The sequence below is a fragment of the Micromonospora sp. DT15 genome, assembly GCF_049841475.1.
Taxonomy (GTDB): Bacteria; Actinomycetota; Actinomycetes; order Mycobacteriales; family Micromonosporaceae; genus Micromonospora.
This window is the reverse complement of record NZ_JBNCKJ010000017.1, coordinates 1-17266: the sequence shown is the minus strand read 5'-3', so window position 1 is coordinate 17266 and position 17266 is coordinate 1. Positions and strand designations below refer to the sequence as shown.

Below are 17266 nucleotides of genomic sequence, written 5' to 3'. Positions count from 1 at the left end.
TCAGTCGGCGCGTCGGCCCAGTGCGTCGAGCTCGCGCAGCCCCGGGGTCCGCTGGATCACCGCGGTGAAGCTGACCTTCTCGCTGGCGGCGGTGAGCCCGGCCAGGACCGCGAGCAGACCGGCCCGGCCGAGCGGGCCGGTCCGGGCGGCGAGCGCGACGCCGAGCACCGCCCCGAGCGCGTTCGCGCCGCTGTCGCCCAGCATCACGTCCTCGGCCAGGTCGTCACGGAGCAGACCGGCGGCGGCGCCAGCCGCGCCCGCCGCGATACCGCCCTGCGGGCCGCCGGTCAGCGGCGCCGCGAGCAGCAGCCCGGACTTGAGGGCGCGGCCCGGCCGCAGGTCGAGCAGGTTGAGCAGGTTGGCCGTGCCGGCGATCACACCGGCACCGAGCAGCACGTCGACGCCCCGGCCGAACGCACCGTGCCGCTGCCGGCGCGGGTGCGCGGCGACCCGGGAGTCGGCGGCGAGCAGCGCGGCGGCGCCCAGCCCGACGGCGCCCACCCCGACGACCTTGACCAGACCGGCGGTGACCCGCCCCTCGCGCAGCGCGGCGAGGTGCCCGGCGAAACCCTTGGCCGCCTTCTGCTCCGGCCGCGCGCCGACCACGTCGTCATACAGGCCGACACCACCCGCGCCGAGACCGGCGACCAGGGCGGCCCCACCGGCGGCACCGCCGGTGGCACCGAACGCGCCGGCGGCGGCAGCGCCGGCGGCGAGCGCCGGGCCGGCGGCCAGGCTCACCGTGCGGCCACGGAAGTTGGTGCGCTCCAACGCGGGCCCGGCCGGCGAGGTGCGCGCCTCACGCAGCGCGTAGCGGGCCGCCGCGGCGCCCGCACCGGCGATCAACAGCCGACCCAGGGCGCTCACGCCGCCACCTCGCCAGCTCGGTCACGCGTCACCTGGTCGGATCCGGACACGGGGGTACGTCGTTCGCTCACTGGGGCAGTCTAGGCAGCAGCGACGCGGCGTTGTCGCCGACGCCGTACTGCCCGGCCTTCTTCTCGGTGAGTTGCTGCACCAGGGCGAGGCTGGTGACCACCTGGCCCTGCACGGTGTTGGCGTTGTCGACCGTGGAGATGGTCTGGGCGAGCACCGGGTCGCCGCGCACCACGCCGACCAGGTTGCCGCCGACCGAACCGTTGCCGGCCACCACGATCGAACCGGTGCGGTCGAACTGCTCCGCGACCTTGACCACCGACTCGTCCCGCTTGTCGGAGTCCTTGTCGACGTACGGCTGGCCGCTGACCACGACGACAGCCTCCGCCGAGGCGGTCACCTTGTTGCTGTCAGTGGTCAGATAACCGGCGTTGTTGTAAGCGGCGAGCACCGCCCGCCGGTCGGCGTCGCTGACCGGCGCGACCCCCTGCGGCCGGTCCAGCAGGACGCTGGCGAGCAACGCGCTCGAGGTCTCCACGCCGTGCCCGTTGCCCGGCAGGCCGGTGGTCTGCGCGGTGGGGCGGGCGGCGGTGACGGCCAACTCCAGCAGGTTGGAGTTGTTGTCCGGGTTGATGAACTTGTCCTGCAGGTCGACCTGGCCGGTGATGGTCGCCCCGCCGAGCTGGAGCTTCTTGAGCACGCCCTCGGTGTGGTCGCGCCCGTTGGGCAGGCTGAGCACCACGACCCGACGCCCGGTGAGGGTGCCGGGCAGGAGAATCTGAGCGGTCTCCTCGGCGAACTCCTCTTCCAACGCGAGTTGCTTCTCCATGTTGCTGACCGTCTGACGCCAGTGTTGGTTGTCCTTGCGCAGCCCGGTGACCTGCCCCTCGAGCGAGTCGGCGACCGGGCCGTTGAGGGCGGCTGTGCCGACCACCAGCCCGATCGCCAGAGCCAGGAAGACCGCGGTGAGGGACACCACGTGGTAGCGGAAGTTGATCACGCTTGCAGCCTCTTGATCGGTCGGGAACTAGAAGAGCCGGTACAGCTGGAACACGAAATTGTCCCACCACTCGGCGACCACGCCCAGGTACGCCTTCCCGACTGTCGACACGGCCACCGCGGACGCCATCGCCGCGATCGCCGACAGCACCAGCAGCAGCAGCGACGAGCCGGAGATGCTCTGCCGGTAGAGCCGGCTCACACCCTTGGCGTCGACCAGCTTGCCGCCGACCTTCAGCCGGGTCAGGAACGTCGAGGCCATCCCGCCGCGACCCTTGTCGAGGAACTCGACGAGGGTGGCGTGGGTGCCGACCGCCACCAACAGCGAGGCGCCCTTCTCGTCGGCCAGCAGCATGGCCAGGTCCTCGCTGGTCGCCGCGGCCGGGAACGTGATGGCCGGCACACCGAGGCCGTTGACCCGGGGCAGGCCCGGCGCGCGCCCGTCCGGGTACGCGTGCACGATCACCTCGGCGCCGCAGCGCAGCACGTCGTCGGTGACCGAATCCATGTCCCCGATGATCATGTCGGGGGTGTAGCCGGCCTCGACCAGCGCGTCCGCGCCGCCGTCGACGCCGATGAGGACCGGCTTGAACTCCCGGATGTACGGGCGCAGCACGTCCAGGTCGGCCTTGTAGTCGTAGCCGCGCACCACGATCAGGCAGTGCCGACCCTGCATCTGGGTCTCGATGTCCGGCACACCGACACCGTCGAGCAGCAGGTCGCGTTCCTGACGCAGGTAGTCCATCGTGTTGGCGGCGAACGCCTCCAACTGCACCGACAGACCCTCCCGGGCGTCCGCCATCGCCTTGCCGACCGACTCGGCGTCCTGAAGGCTGCCGTGGGCCACCGGCTCGTCACCGGCGAAGACCGTGTTGCCCTCGATGCGCACCTGGTCGCCCTCGCGGATGCGCTCGAAGACGCCCTCCCCCAGGTCGTCGAGGAGCGGAATGCCGGCGGCGATCAGCACCTCCGGGCCCAGGTTCGGGTAACGGCCGGAGACCGAGGGCTTGGCGTTGAGCACCGCCGCGACCCCGACGGCGACGAGCGAGTCGGCCGCCACCCGGTCCAGGTCGACGTGGTCGATGACCGCGATGTCACCGGGGCGCAGCCGACCGACCAGGCGTTTCGTCCGGCGATCAAGGCGCGCGGTGCCGAGGACTCTGCCCGGTTCGGCGTTCCGGTTCCGGCGCAACGTGGGTAGACGCATCGTGACCATCCTGGCATGTGAGGCAGGCTTTTCTGTCGCGACATGCCTGAGCAGGGCCGCCTACCCAGGGAAGCACACACCGGCACAAGCCGGTGTGCTTGCGCTCACAATACGCGGCGTCACAACCGCCTTTCCTTGGCGGCCACTGCCAGAAGCTCCTCGGCATGGGCGATACCCAGATCCGAATCGGGCAAACCCGCCAGCATGCGCGCCAACTCCCGCGCCCGCTCGGTGTCCTCCACCACGCGCACCCCGCTGGTCGTCACCGCACCGCCGGTGTCCTTCGCCACCACCAGGTGCCGGTCGGCGAACGCGGCCACCTGCGGCAGGTGCGTGACCACCAGCACCTGATGGCTGCGGGCCAACCGCGCCAACCGGCGGCCGATCTCCACCGCCGCCTGCCCGCCGACCCCCGCGTCGACCTCGTCGAAGACCAACGTGGGCGGGCCACCAGAGCCGGCGAACACCACCTCGATGGCGAGCATCACCCGGGACAACTCGCCGCCGGAGGCCCCACGCTGCAACGGCAACGACGGCGCCCCAGGGTGGGCCAGCAACCGCAGCTCCACCTCGTCACCGCCGTCCGGCGTGACACCCACCTCGACGCCGTTGACCGCAAGCGTCGGCTCGGCACGCCCGGCCGGACGGGGCAGCACCGCCACCTCGATCCGCGCGTGCGGCATGGCCAGCCCGGCCAGCTCGACGGTGACCTGGTCGGCGAAGCGGACCGCCGCCTCCTGCCGGGAGGTGGACACCCGCCCGGCCAGGTCGGCCACCTCCACGGCGAGCCGCTGGCCCTCCCGCTCCAACTCGTCGAGCACGTCGTCGGACATGTCCAGATCGGACAGTCGGGTGCGCGCCCGATCGGCCCAGGCGATCACCCCGTCGACGTCGTCGGCGTACTTGCGGGTCAACGCGCGCAGCGCCGCCCGCCGCTCATAGACGTGCTGCAACCGGGCCGGGTCCGCGTCCAGCGTCGCCAGGTACGCCGACAGCTCCGCGGACACGTCGGTGACCAGGGTGGCCGCCTCCTCCAGACGGGCCGCCAGCTCACCGAGCGCCGGATCGGTGCCGGACTGCGCCTCCAGGGTCCGCCGGGCGGTGCCGAGCAACGCCGTCGCGTCCGGGGTCTCCTCGGCCGCCTCCGCGCCACCGGCCACACACTGCTGGGCGATCTGCGCGGCCGTCCGCAGACCCTCGGCGTGCTCCAGCCGCTGCGCCTCGGTCTTCAGCTCGTCGTCCTCACCGGCCTGCGGATCGACCCGGGTGATCTCGTCGAGGCCCAACCGCAGCAGGTCGGCCTCCTGGTTGCGCTCGCGGGCGTTGCGCCGACGGTCAGCCAGGTCGTCGACGACCCGACGCCACCCCGTGTACGCCTCGCGCAGCGCGTCGAGCAGCTTCTCGTGCGCCGGGCCGGCGAACCGGTCCAGTGCGGCCCGCTGCTCGGCCGGGCGCAGCAACCGCAACTGGTCGGACTGGCCGTGCACGGCCACCGCCTGCTCGCCGACCTCACCGAGCATCGACACCGGCATGCTCCGGCCACCGACGTGGGCGCGCGAGCGCCCCTCCACCGTCACCGTGCGGCTCAGCAGCACCGAGCCGTCCTCGTCCGGGTCGCCGCCGGCCTCGACGATCCGCGCGTGCACGGCGTCGGCGACCCGCCCGTGCAGCCGCAGCCGCCCCTCCACCACCGCACGACCGGGTTGGGCGCGGACCCGCCCGGCGTCGGCCCGGCCGCCGAAGAGCAGGCCGAGGCCGGTGACCACCATCGTCTTACCCGCACCGGTCTCGCCGGTGATGACGTTCATGCCGCCGGTCAACGGCAGCGTGGTGTCCTCGATGACGCCCAGTCCGGTGATGCGCAGCTCTTCCAGCACAGCCACCGACAGTAGACGCGAGGCCCGACACTTGACCAGCCGACGGGCCCGGGTCAGGCCCGTACCCGGCCGACGTACAGTTCTGCCCCGTGTTGGATGTGATCGGCCTGACCTCGGCTGAGGAGGAGCTCTACCGCTGCCTGCTCCAGCTCACCACGGCCCGCATCGACGAGTTGGCCCGTCGCCTGCACCGACCCCGGGAGCAGGTCGCCGCCCAGGTCGAGGCACTGCGCGGCAAGGGCCTCGTGCAGCGCAGCGACACCGACCCGGACGCCCCGCTGCGCCCGACCGCCCCGGACGTCGCCCTCGGCGCGACGCTGCTGCGGCGTCAGGAGGACCTGGAGTCGGCCCGCCGACTCGTCACCCAACTGGCCGAGGAGTACCGCTCCGGGCTGCGCCGTCACCACGTCGACCATCTGGTCGAGGTGATCACCGGCGCCCGGGTTCTCCGGGACCGTCTGCGCGACCTGCAGAACTCGGCGCGTACCGAGGTGCTCTGGTTCTGCCGGGCCAACCCCCTCGCCATGGCCGGCCCGGAGAACGTCGAGGAGTTCGACGCGCTGGCCCGTGGGGTGAGCTACCGGGCCATCTACGAGCGTGACCTGCTGCTGGAACCGGGCGCGTTGGCCGACCTGGCCAAGGGGGTCGCCGCCGGGGAGCAGGCCCGCGTCCTGGACCGGCTGCCGGTTCGACTGGCCATCGTGGACGCCCGCACCGCCATCTGTCCGTTGGTGCCCGACCGCGACGGCGGCGAACCGAGCGCCGCCGTGATCGGCCGCAGTCAACTGCTCGACGCGCTGCTCGCCCTCTTCGAGAGCCACTGGCGGGTCGCCACCCGGCTGCGCCTCGACGACCCCCTCGCCGTCGCGGCCCCCGAGCCTCGACGGCCGGAGCCCGCGGACCAGCCGGGCGACGGTTACCAACCCGACGCCGACGAGGCCCGGCTGCTGTCGCTGTTCGTGGCGGGCGTACCGGACAAGTCCATCGCCTCCCAGCTCGGGGTGAGCCGGCGGACAGTGCAACGGCGCATCGCCGACCTGATGGCCGCCGCCGGTGTGGACACCCGGCCCGGGTTGGCGTTCCAGGTGGCCCGACGCGGCTGGCTCTGACGCGAAAGGGTCCGCCGTCGACCGACGGCGGACCCTCGACCGGAGGGGCGGGACGGCCAGGCCGCCCCGCCCCTCCGGATCACCGCAGCCCGTACGCCTGGAGCACCGTCTGGTCGACGGTGTTCCCGGCCCGGTCGGCGGCACGCACCCGCAGCGACACCGTTCCGCGCCCCGCCGGCACGGTAGCGGTGTACCGGGTGCCCGACCCCGTGGTCGGCGCGTTGCGCCAGGTGACGCCCCCGTCGAAGGAGACCTGCACCCGGACGCTGGCACCGGTCGGCCTCGGCGCCCCGGCCGGCTGCCGCAGGGTCAGCCCGAGCTGGTGCGGTCGGTTGCCGCGGACCGTGCCGCGCAGGTCCGCCGGCACCCGGTAGTCCACCTGGAGCAGCGACAACAGCGTGGCGGCGTCGCCCGCCGGTCGGGCCGAGGTGAACTCCCAGGCCGTGTCGGTCCGCGTGCCGTAACGCCACTCGGCCGAGGACCGCTGGGTGGTCACGTCCAGGCGGTACCGGGCAGCCCCGGCGGTCGTGGGCACCGACGCCCAACCCTCGGAGAGGTCCGCGATCTGCTGCCCGTTGCGGCTGACCCGGGCCGTGACGACGTCCGACTCCTCACTCTCGCCGGCCACGCTGTAGTGCCCCTCGGCGTCGACGAACTCGGGCACCCGCAACTCCAGGTTGTCACCGGTGCGGGTGGGCACCGGTGCACCACGGGCCGGCACGGCCGGGCGGAGCACCGGCGCGTGCCACGTCTCGGTCACCCGGTCGGCGGCGGCGTAACGGCGCGGCTGCTGGGTCAGACCACCGGTCAGCTGCCCGCCCTGCATGAACATGATCTTGTGCAGCACCCGTTGCTGCCACCAGTTGTCCCCGGAGCTGACGAACTCCCGTCGAGTGGTGCCGGTACGGACCAGCCGCTGGTTGTCGTTCCACGCGGTGTCCTGCCACGGACGCCACCCGAACCGCTGCTCGCTGGCCCAGTCCCCGCCGACGTTCCCGTAGTGGGCGGTCACCTCGGCGGTGTTGCGGTCGGTGACCTTGTGCAGGATCCGCTCCGGGACCCGGCCCTTCGAGACCTGCCACACGTCGTACAGGTACGGACTCTCCACCGTCAACGTCAGGTCCAGCGTCGTGTGACGCTTCCGGACCGCCGCGATGATCTTCTGCCCGTCGTCGTACGCCACCGCCATCGACGGGATCGGCAGCCGGTCACCCAACGGGGTCCACGACGTCCACGCGCTCTGGTCGGCCGGGCGGACGATCAGCGCCACCTTCGCGCCAGCGGCAGCCGCCGCCGCGATCTGCTCCTCCTCCGAAGCGTCCGGGGTGCTGGTGAGCAGCGCCGCGGCACCACGTACCCGGGCCAGCTCGGCGGGGGTACCGGTGCCGGCCCAGACCAGCGGCAGCTTGCGCCGCTCGGCCGTCGCCGGCGAGTAGCCCATCAGGTTGATGTCCAACGGACCGGACACCCCGCTGATCGTCGCGTCCACCATCGGCGCGACCAACTGCCAGCGCGACGCGAACTCGAACTCGCCCTGGCGTACCGCACGGGTCGGGGTGACGTTGACCTGCTGGATGGTGCTGAAGGTCATCACACCGTGGTCGACCTGCCGGCCGTTGCCGAAGACCCGGTGCTCGTAGAAACTGATCGTCGAGCGCTGCTCGGAGGGCTTCGGCGTCTCGATCCGCACCGGGGTGCCCTTGCGCGGGTCGAGGACCACTGTGAGGTCCCGGTCGACGAGCAGCTCCGGGTCGGTGACCAGGGTGATCTGCTCGTCCAGCGGGGCACCGTGCTCGATCAACGCCTGGACCAGGTAGGGGCCTTCCTCGACCTGGAGTTGCACCTCGCCGCCGACCCACCCGAGCCAGTCGGATTCGGGCTGCTCACCGAAGAGGGTGAGCACCGACGCGAGACCCGGCTGACCCTGCATGTCCAGCGCCCGCACGGTCACGGTGTGCAGCGGGCCGCTGAGGGTGAGCGCGACAGCGGTGCGCACCGCGACGCCGTCCGCGCCGGTGGCCACCAGCCACCCGCTGTGCACACCCCGGTCCAGCTTCGCCGGGTCCGCCCGCAACGGCACGGCGACGCTGCCGCCGGCCGGCACCGTCACCTCGACGCCGCCGACCGTGACCCCGTCGGTCTCGGCCGCACGGGTGTCCAGGTTACGCAGCTCCAGGGCCAGCCGCAGGGTCTGCGGGGCCGTGCCACCGTTGGTGTACGTCACGGTCCGCTCGACCGGCACGCCACCGGTGCTGAGCCGGCCGAAGTCAGCGGTGCCGGACCCATACACCCGCTGGCCGAGCGCGCGGGCCACGTCGACCCGACCGGCGCCCTGCTCGAAAACGGTCAACGCAGGGTTCGCCTTCGTGGTGCTGACCAGCGCGTCCTTGAGCTTCGCGGCGGACCAGTCGGGGTGTTCCTGGGCGAGGATCGCCGCCGCCCCGGCCACGTGCGGAGTGGCCATCGAGGTGCCGGACGCGGTCGTGTACGCGTCGTCCACCGGCGTACCCATGGCGGTGCCGGCGGCCCGGGCGGCGACGATGCCCACGCCCGGCGCGGTGATCTCAGGCTTCAGGCCGTTGTCGCCGAGGCGCGGACCCCGGCTGGAGAACTCCGCCAGCTCGTCGGCACGGTCCACAGCGCCGACGGTCAGCGCCGCCGCGGCCGCGCCGGGCGCACCGACGGTCCGCGCGGCACCCGAGTTCCCGGCGGCGACCACGAACAGCGCGCCGGTCTCAGCGGTCAGGTCGTTCACCGCCTGGCTCATCGGGTCGGTGCCGTCGGTCGGGTCGCCACCGAGGCTCATGCTGACCACCTTCGCGCCGGAGTGGGCGGCCCACTCCATACCCGCGATGATGGACGAGCTGTAGCCGGAGCCATCGTCGTCGAGCACCTTGCCGACCAGCAACCGCGCACCCGGGGCCACGCCCTTGCGCAACCCGTCGGACGCCGCCCCGCTGCCCGCGATGGTGGCGGCCACGTGGGTGCCGTGGCCGTGCCCGTCGCGGGCGCTGCCGCTGCCGGAGAAGTCCTGCGCCTCGGCGACCCGACCGGCCAGGTCGGGGTGGGTGGCGTCGACGCCGGTGTCGAGCACCGCCACCTTCACGCCGGCACCGTCGCGGCCGGCGGCCCAGGCGATCGGAGCGCCGATCTGCGGCACGCTGTGCTCCAGCGTCGGGCGGACCTTTCCGTCCAGCCAGATCCGCGCGACACCGGCCCCGAGCCGGGCCGGCGAACCGGCTGTCACCCGCTGCCCGGGCGCGCCGCGCAGCGACGTCCACAAGCCACCCAGGTCACCCTTGCCGACCCGCAGCGCCGCGCCGTTGATGCTCTCCAGCGGACGCGCGTCGGTCGCGCCGGCCAGCGGCCGGACCCGTCCGGCGGCCGGCTCCTGATAGCGGACGATCAGCGGCAACGCGCCCTGCGCGGCATCGCCGTACCCGTCGGCCGCCAACTCCTGCACGTCGAACAGGTCGGGGTCGAGCACCCCCGCGGAGAGGTACGGCATCACGTCGCTGGGCAGCACCCGCAACCCGCCGTCGGCCTCGACAGTCTGGAAGGCGATCCGGTCGCGCCCCGGGCCGGGGTGGACGGTGGCGGCGACCCGACCGGGTGCCGCCTGCACCAGGTCGACCTGGTCGCCGGTGATCAGAGTGATGCGGACGGGTGCGTGCTGGGCGGGCGTGCCCGACGTCGGGCCGGTGGGCCGGGCGGGCGGGTCGGCGGACGCCGGTGCGGCGACGCCGACCACCAACGCGCCGACCGCGCCGACGGCGAGCCAGCGTGGGGACCAGTGCATGCGATGGGCTCCTCTACTCCTCCAGGCCCGCCATCCGTAGATGAGGGCCGATCGGAGTCTGCGTCGGAGCGTGTCACCAGGTCACTAGTCGCCGGCCGCCGCAGCGGCGACATGTCGTCAGGTGGACAGCTGACATCCACCGACCGTGTGCGCCACCGTCACCGGCGGCTGCCACGCCAACCGTGCACGGGCAGACCGAACTTGGCCACCAGCCGGTCGGTGAACGGACGGGGGCGCAGCCGCACGATGCGCACCGGCAGGGCACCACGACGCACCGTCACCCGCGCGCCGGGCGGCAGGTCGTAGACCCGACGCCCGTCGCAGGAGAGCACGGCGAGGGTCGTGAACGGGTCGACCGTGATCACGAAGGTGGACGTCGGAGCCGTCACCAGCGGGCGGCTGAACAACGCGTGCGCGCTGATCGGCACCAGCAGCAACGCCTCCACCTCCGGCCAGACCACCGGGCCGCCACCGGAGAACGCGTACGCGGTGGAACCGGTGGGGGTGGCGCAGACGACACCGTCGCAGCCGTACCGCGACAGCGGCCGACCGTCCACGTCGACGAGCAGCTCCAGCATCTGGGCCCGCTCGCCCTTCTCGATGCTGATCTCGTTCAGCGCCCAGGACTCGATGGTCGGCCCACCGTCGAACTCGGCCGTGACGTCCAGGGTCAGCCGCTCGTCGACCGTGTAGTTGCGGCCGACGACGTCCCGGACAGCGGTGTCCAGATCGTCGATCTCCGCCTCCGCCAGGAAGCCCACCTTGCCGAGGTTGATGCCGAGCAGCGGCGCCTTCGCGGGTCGGGCCAGCTCGGCGGCGCGCAGGAAGGTGCCGTCCCCACCGAGCGCGAAGACGATCTCGGCGCCCTCGGCGGCCTGCGGGCCGCCGACCGGCACCACGCCCGGCAGGTCGAGGTCCTCGGCCTCGTCGGCGACCACCCGTACCTCGAAACCGGCATCGATCAGGTCGGCGGCGACCGACCGGGCGTGCTCCGTGCTACGCCGACGACCGGTGTGGGTCACCAGCAGCGCGGTCCGGCTCATCGGGCCACCAGCCCACGCCGAACCGGGCCGCGTCGTGTCACCGGCGCCGACACCTCGGCCCGGCCGCGTGTCACTGCCCGGCCCACTGCGGCGCCCTCACTGCGCGCGTTCACCCTGCGACCTCCTCCGCCGCCACGTCCGGCACCGCGCCGGCCGTCGTCGAGCCGTCCGGCCCGGCCGCCACCACGGCCCGCACCCGCTCCGGGTCGGCCGCTGGTGCGCCCCGGCGCAACCATACGAAGAACTCCACGTTGCCGCTGGGCCCGGGCAGCGGGCTGGCCGCCACGTCGGCCAGCCCGAGGCCGAGCCGTGCGGCCGCCGCAGCCACGTCCAGCACCGCTTCGGCGCGCAGCTCCGGATCGCGGACCACACCGCCGGCGCCGACCCGGTCCTTGCCGACCTCGAACTGCGGCTTGACCATCAGTGCCAGGTCACCGTCGTCACGGGTGCAGCCGGCCAGCGCCGGCAGCACCAGTCGCAGCGAGATGAACGACAGGTCGGCCACCGTGAGATCGACCTGGCCGCCGATCGCGTCCGCATCGAGGGTACGGACATTCGTGCGCTCCAGGACGCGGACCCGCTCGTTCGTCCGCAGCGGCCAGGCGAGCTGCCCGTAGCCGACGTCCACGGCCACCACCTCGGCCGCGTCGGCGCGCAGCAGCACATCGGTGAACCCCCCGGTCGACGCTCCCGCGTCCAGGCAACGCCGCCCGGCCACGTGCAGCCCACCGGGGGCGAACGCGGCCAGCGCGCCGGCAAGCTTGTGCCCGCCTCGCGAGACGTACTCCTCGGCCGGGTCCGCACCGGTGACCAGGAGCGGGTCGGCGGGGTCGACCATCGCGGCCGCCTTGCGGGCGACCACGCCCCGCAGCTGGACCCGGCCGGCCTCCACCAACGCGGCGGCCTGCTCACGCGAGCGGGCCAGACCGCGGCGGACGAGTTCGGCGTCCAGCCGGTTACGACGTGCCATGGGTGGTTCTCCGGTCTGCTCAGGCCTGGTCGTCCCGCTCAGGTCTGGTCGATGGTGGCGAGGGTTTCCCGCAGCGTCTCGTAGGCCGCCTCGTACTGGGCGATCTGGTCGGCGGGAGCGAGCGTCGCCGCGTTGGCGATGGCCCGCACGGCGGCGTCCACCGCCGGATGCCGTGCCTCGTCGTCCCCGAGATCCAGCGGCGGTCCGGGGCGGGCACCCACCGGCGGGCCCGGGCGGGCCGAAAACGACCCGCCAGCCGGCGGACCGGGCCGGGCCGGGAACGACCCGCCAGGCGGCGGTCCGGGCCGGGTCATTCTGCGTCGTCCGGCCGCTGCCTGCGAATCGCCGCCTTCTTGGCGGGCATCACAGCCGGCGTCGGGATGTCCTCGTCGGCCGTCCGGCTGATCGTCGCCGGCGCCTTCTTCGCGATGGCCTTCTTGGCTACCGCCTTCTTCGCGACGGCCTTCTTCGCCACCGGCGCGGAGACCGGGGCGCCGGACGGCACGAGGCCGGTGCCGGGCTTCGCGGCGACGGTCGGGTCGGGTTGTGGCGTGGGGCCGGCGGTCGGCGCTTCGGCCGGCTCGGTGGACCGCGCCTCCCGTAGCTGCCGCTCCAGATCGTGCACCCGCCGGGTCAGCTCGGCCACCTCGTCGGCGGTGGCCAGACCGACCGCGCCGAGGGCCCGGTCGACCTCGAAGCGGACCAGCTTGGTCAACGCCTCCCGGTTGGCGGCGCCGGTGGTGACCAGTTCCTCGCCCAGGGCCTGGAGTTGGGCGGCGGTCGCGCCGCCGGAGCCGACGAGGCGACGTGCCACGTCCTGGGCCTTCTTCCGGGGCGCCTCAGTAAGGCCCATGGCCAGCTCGAGGTAGGCGCGCCACGCGTCCTGCATGCCTGAGTCCTTCCACGGGGCGGGGTGTGCAGGTGTCACGCTACCGGGCACCCCCGACCGACCCGTGCGGTACGGTGCCGAGGACGGCGTGGCGATCACCGAGGGGGAGATGTGGCCAGCGTGGACGAGTGCCGGCAGGCGTTGCAGGAGCTGGCCGCCCGGTTGGATCGCAACGCCGAGACCGTGCGCGAACGGATCGACCTGGACCGGACGCTGGCCTGCCGGATCACCGACCTGGACACCGCGTTCCACGGCCGGATCACCGGCGGCCGACTGGTCGAGCTGACCGACGGCGACGACCCCAAGGCCAAGATCGCGCTGAGCACGTCCAGCGACGACCTGCTCGCCCTGGTCCGTGGCGACCTGGACGTCACCGGCGCGGTGACCTCCCGCCGGGTGTCGATCAAAGCCAACCCGTTCGACCTGCTCAAGCTGCGCAAGCTGCTCTGACGACCGCCCGGCTCACGCCGCCGCGGTCAGACCGAAACTCTCCACCGCATGGGCCGCGTCCGAGCCCACCGGACGGATCTTCGGCAGCGCCGGCACCGACGCCGACCAGGCCACCGCGCAGAGCGCCGCGAGGGCGTCCAGCGGCCGACCGGCCCCGGCCAGCTCCAGCGTGCCGTCCCGGTCGGTCACCGACCAGCCGCCGGCGTCCGCCGGGCCCGGAACCCGCACGGCGGCAGCCGGGTCGAAGAGCCCCGCCAGGTCTTTCGCGACGTACGTGGGACGTCGCCGCGGCTCGGCGGCCAGCAGCTCCGGTACGCCGTGCACGCCCGTGAGCACGAGCAGGCTGTCCAGCCCGGCCCGGCGGGCACCCTCGATGTCGGTGTCCAGCCGGTCACCCACGACCAGGCTCCGCCCACCGCCACTGCGCCGGGCAGCGGTCTCGAACAGCGCCGGCTCCGGCTTCCCGACCACCACGTCGGGGTCTCGCTCCAGTGCGGTACGCAGCACGGCGACCAGCGACCCGTTGCCGGGCAGCGGTCCCCGCCCACTGGGCAGGGTCCGATCGGTGTTGGTGGCGATCCAGATCGCACCCGCCCGCACCGCCACTGACGCTTCGGCCAGCTCGGCCCAACCGACCTGCGGGCCGTACCCCTGCACCACCGCCGCCGGCTTCTCATCGGCCTGGGTGACCGGGTTCAGGCCGACCGCGCGCAGCTCCGCGCGCAGCGCCTCCGCGCCGACCACCAGCACCGACGCGCCGGCGGGCAGCCGGTCACGCAGCAACTCGGCCGAGGCGGCAGCGGAGGTGAGGACCTCCTCCGGTCGGGCCGACACGCCCATCCCGGTCAGCAGGTCCGCGACCTCGCTGGACCGGCGCGACGCGTTGTTGGTGGCGTACGCCACCGCCCGTCCCTCGGCGTGCAGCCGGGCCACCGCGTCGACGGCGCCGGGGATCGGCCGGTCGATCAGGTAGATCACGCCGTCCAGGTCGAAGACGACCAGGGTGTACCCGTCGACCAGCCGCTCCCCCACGCCCGCGCTCACCGCTGCGTCGACCCCGACTCGTCGTCCCGGGCCGGCACGGTCCCGTCGGCGTTCGCCGCGTCGCCGTTCGCCGCGTCCCGGTCCGTCACGCCGCTGTCGCCAGTGGTGGCCGCGTCGGCGTTGCCGCTCCCGGTGGGGTGACGGTCCTCGTCCTCGTCGTCGAAGCCTTCGTCGTCAGCGGGGCGGCCGACAGCGTCGTCATCCTCGTCGTCGTCGAAGTCCTCGTCGTCGTCATCATCGTCGTCGTCATCGTCGTCGTCGTCGTCATCTTCATCGTCGTCGTCGTCGTCATCTTCATCGTCGTCGTTCGTGTCGCCGGCCAGGTCGGCGTCGGGTCGGGCCGGCACCGCACCGGGAGCGCCCGGGCCTGCGGCGATCTCCTCGGCGGCCTCGTCCTCTTCGTCACCCTCGATGACCACGCCGTCGAGTTCGAGCAGCCGCTCGGCGGCGTCGGTCTCGCCCTCGGTGTCCACGTCGGCAGCGCGGGAGAACCATTCGCGGGCCTCCTCGCGCCGACCCACCGCGAGCAGCGCGTCGGCGTAGGCGTACCGCAGTCGGGCCGTCCACGGCACGGTGGCCTCGTTGGTGAGGTCCGGAACCTGGAGCATCGCGACCGCGGCGTCCTTCTGCCCGAGGTCACCACGCGCGCCGGCGGCGACGATCAGCAGTTCGATCGCCACGGCCTGGTCCAGCTTCTCCCGGTCCGCGCCACGGAACAGGTCAATGGCCCGCTCCGGCCGGCCGAGAGCCCGCTCGCAGTCCGCGAGCACGGCCAGGTGGCTCTGCAGTCCGCTCATCCGGTGGTACGTGCGCAGCTCGGCGATCGCCGACTGCCACTCTCCCGCCCGGTACGCGGCCAGACCGACCGCCTCACGGACAGCGGAGATGCGCGACGCGAGCCGCCGGGCGGCCAGCGCGTGCGCCAACGCCTCGGCCGGGTTCTCGTCGATCAGCTGCCCAGTGGCGACCAGGTGCCGGGCCACCGTCTCGGCGACCGGCTTGTTCAGCGAGAGCAGCTCAGCGCGGACGTCCTTGTCGAGGTCGGTCGCGACAATGTCGTCCGGCAGTGCCGGGGCCGAGCTACGCCCGCCCTCGGACGACTCGGAGCCACCCGCGCGGTCATCGCGACGGAACTCCCCCTCGCGACGCGGCCGCTCATCGGACCGGAAACCCCCGGTACGCTCGCCGCCCCGGTAGCCACCCTCGCGGTCGCCGCCCCGGAAACCACCATCACGCGGGGGGCCCGAGCGCGAACCGTCCCGGTCCCCGCCCCGGAAGCCACCTTCGCGACGGTCACCACCACGGAAGCCACCCTCACGGGGAGCATCCGAGCGCGAACCGTCACGGTCGCCGCCCCGGAAGCCGCCCTCACGGCGGTCGCCGCCCCGGAAGCCACCGTCCCGGTCGCCGCCACGGAAGCCACCTTCGCGCGGCGGGCCGGAGCGAGTGCGGTCACCACCCTGGTAACCGCCCTCACGGCGGTCACCACCACGGAAGCCACCGTCGCGGTCACCACCGCGGAAACCGCCTTCACGCGGAGCGCTGGAACGCGAACTGTCACGGTCGCCGCCCCGGAAACCGCCCTCACGGCGGTCGCCGCCACGGAAACCACCGTCGCGGTCGCCGCCCCGGAAGCCGCCCTCACGGGGAGCGCTGGAACGCGAGCCGTCGCGGTCGCCGCCCCGGAAGCCGCCCTCACGGGGAGCGCTGGAACGCGAGCCGTCACGGTCGCCGCCTCGGAAACCGCCCTCACGGCGGTCTCCGCCCCGGAAGCCACCGTCGCGGTCACCACCACGGAAACCACCCTCACGCGGCGGGCCCGAGCGCGAACCGTCACGGTCGCCGCCACGGAAACCGCCCTCACGACGGTCACCGCCACGGAAACCACCGTCACGGTCACCGCCCCGGAAACCACCCTCACGGGGGGCACTGGAACGCGAACTGTCCCGGTCACCGCCACGGAAACCGCCGTCGCGGTCACCACCACGGAAGCCGCCTTCGCGACGGTCACCGCCACGGAAGCCACCCTCGCGGTCACCACCACGGAAACCACCCTCACGCGGCGGGCCCGAGCGCGAACCGTCACGGTCGCCGCCACGGAAGCCACCTTCGCGACGGTCACCGCCACGGAAGCCACCCTCACGGTCACCGCCACGGAAGCCACCCTCACGCGGCGGGCCGGAGCGAGTGCGGTCGCCGCCCTGGTAACCGCCCTCACGACGGTCACCCCCACGGAAACCACCCTCACGCGGAGCGCTGGACCGCGAGCCATCACGGTCGCCGCCACGGAAGCCACCCTCACGCGGAGCACCCGAGCGCGAACCGTCGCGGTCGCCACCACGGAAACCACCCTCACGGCGGTCACCGCCCCGGAAACCACCGTCGCGGTCGCCGCCTCGGTAGCCGCCTTCGCGCGGAGCGCCCGAACGCGAGCCGTCCCGGTCGCCGCCACGGAAGCCACCCTCGCGGGGAGCGCCGGACCGGAAGCCGCCCTCACGCGGAGCCCCCGAGCGTGACCCATCACGGTCGCCACCACGGTAGCCACCTTCGCGCGGAGCGCTGGAGCGCGAGCCGTCGCGGTCGCCGCCGCGGAAACCACCCTCGCGGCGGTCACCGCCTCGGTAGCCGCCCTCACGGGGGGCGCTGGAGCGCGAGCTGTCCCGGTCACCACCACGGGAGCCGGAGTCGCGGCCGCCGGCGTATCCGCCTCGTGCGCCGCCGCTGTCGCGGTCTCCCCGGTACGGGGGCCGGCCTTGGTCGTCGCGGCGTGGGCCGCGGTCGCGTCCGCCCGCACCGTCAGTACGGTCTTCGTAACGACGGGGACGGTCTCCGCCCTGCGGTCCTGAACTCACAGGTACATCCTTCCTGATTGCGCCACCAATGGCGCTACGCAGTCGAGGGCCGACCCTGATGGGGCGGCCCTCGACTGGAAGATTGTCCGGCGGCGTCCTACTCTCCCACACCCTCACGAGTGCAGTACCATCGGCGCTGGAGGGCTTAGCT

At 73.4% G+C, this 17266-nt stretch carries 14 protein-coding genes; 3 read left to right on the top strand and 11 right to left on the bottom strand.

Translation table 11 applies throughout. The annotated features are described in order from the left end of the window. The 4 genes from ACLQ3F_RS29525 to recN form a co-directional block, all read right to left on the bottom strand. Window positions 1–867, bottom strand: a complete 867-nt coding sequence (locus tag ACLQ3F_RS29525) for a hypothetical protein (protein ID WP_357262883.1) — start codon at window positions 865–867, stop codon at window positions 1–3. Window positions 868–934: 67 nt separating this feature from the next. Continuing rightward, window positions 935–1876: a copper transporter gene (locus ACLQ3F_RS29520; protein ID WP_357208588.1), complete on the bottom strand. Its 942-nt coding sequence runs from the start codon at window positions 1874–1876 to the stop codon at window positions 935–937. A gap of 27 nt (window positions 1877–1903) precedes the next feature. Beyond that, window positions 1904–3082, bottom strand: a complete 1179-nt coding sequence (steA, locus tag ACLQ3F_RS29515) for a putative cytokinetic ring protein SteA (RefSeq protein ID WP_357262886.1) — start codon at window positions 3080–3082, stop codon at window positions 1904–1906. 119 nt (window positions 3083–3201) lie between these two features. Next, window positions 3202–4959: a DNA repair protein RecN gene (gene recN, locus ACLQ3F_RS29510; protein WP_425852936.1), complete on the bottom strand. Its 1758-nt coding sequence runs from the start codon at window positions 4957–4959 to the stop codon at window positions 3202–3204. Window positions 4960–5048: 89 nt separating this feature from the next. Here recN and ACLQ3F_RS29505 point away from each other — a divergent pair, with 89 nt between their 5' ends. After that, window positions 5049–6068 carry a helix-turn-helix domain-containing protein gene (locus tag ACLQ3F_RS29505; RefSeq protein WP_425852813.1) on the top strand — a complete coding sequence of 340 codons (1020 nt, stop codon included), beginning with the start codon at window positions 5049–5051 and terminating at the stop codon, window positions 6066–6068. Between the two features lie 79 nt (window positions 6069–6147). Here the strand turns inward: ACLQ3F_RS29505 and ACLQ3F_RS29500 are convergent, their stop codons facing one another. From ACLQ3F_RS29500 to ACLQ3F_RS29480, 5 genes are all read right to left on the bottom strand, one after another. Next, window positions 6148–9867: a S8 family serine peptidase gene (locus ACLQ3F_RS29500; protein ID WP_425852811.1), complete on the bottom strand. Its 3720-nt coding sequence runs from the start codon at window positions 9865–9867 to the stop codon at window positions 6148–6150. Window positions 9868–10025: 158 nt separating this feature from the next. Beyond that, entirely contained in the window at window positions 10026–10910 is an 885-nt protein-coding gene (locus tag ACLQ3F_RS29495; protein ID WP_357206865.1) for an NAD kinase, read from the bottom strand. A gap of 109 nt (window positions 10911–11019) precedes the next feature. Further along, entirely contained in the window at window positions 11020–11880 is an 861-nt protein-coding gene (locus tag ACLQ3F_RS29490; protein WP_238687127.1) for a TlyA family RNA methyltransferase, read from the bottom strand. Between the two features lie 38 nt (window positions 11881–11918). Further along, window positions 11919–12194, bottom strand: a complete 276-nt coding sequence (locus ACLQ3F_RS29485; protein WP_425852808.1) for a hypothetical protein — start codon at window positions 12192–12194, stop codon at window positions 11919–11921. Beyond that, window positions 12191–12769, bottom strand: a complete 579-nt coding sequence (locus ACLQ3F_RS29480) for a phasin family protein (protein ID WP_425852807.1) — start codon at window positions 12767–12769, stop codon at window positions 12191–12193. Before ACLQ3F_RS29480 ends, ACLQ3F_RS29485 begins: the two co-directional genes overlap by 4 nt. Before the next feature lie 111 nt (window positions 12770–12880). On the opposite strand from ACLQ3F_RS29480, the gene ACLQ3F_RS29475 reads away from it, so the two are divergent. Then, window positions 12881–13219 (top strand): SCP2 sterol-binding domain-containing protein, encoded by a 339-nt coding sequence (locus tag ACLQ3F_RS29475; RefSeq protein ID WP_355008437.1) that lies wholly within the window; start codon window positions 12881–12883, stop codon window positions 13217–13219. Between the two features lie 12 nt (window positions 13220–13231). Here ACLQ3F_RS29475 and ACLQ3F_RS29470 read toward each other — a convergent pair whose 3' ends face one another. Both ACLQ3F_RS29470 and ACLQ3F_RS29465 read right to left on the bottom strand, forming a co-directional pair. Continuing rightward, window positions 13232–14263, bottom strand: coding sequence for an HAD-IIA family hydrolase (locus ACLQ3F_RS29470; RefSeq protein ID WP_425852806.1), 1032 nt, complete (start codon window positions 14261–14263; stop codon window positions 13232–13234). Then, on the bottom strand, window positions 14260–15246 hold the full coding sequence (locus tag ACLQ3F_RS29465) for a tetratricopeptide repeat protein (protein ID WP_425852804.1): 987 nt from the start codon (window positions 15244–15246) through the stop codon (window positions 14260–14262). Before ACLQ3F_RS29465 ends, ACLQ3F_RS29470 begins: the two co-directional genes overlap by 4 nt. Here ACLQ3F_RS29465 and ACLQ3F_RS29460 point away from each other — a divergent pair. Then, window positions 15235–16779 carry a hypothetical protein gene (locus ACLQ3F_RS29460; protein WP_425852801.1) on the top strand — a complete coding sequence of 515 codons (1545 nt, stop codon included), beginning with the start codon at window positions 15235–15237 and terminating at the stop codon, window positions 16777–16779. The genes ACLQ3F_RS29465 and ACLQ3F_RS29460 overlap by 12 nt on opposite strands. Window positions 16780–17266 lie beyond the last annotated feature (487 nt).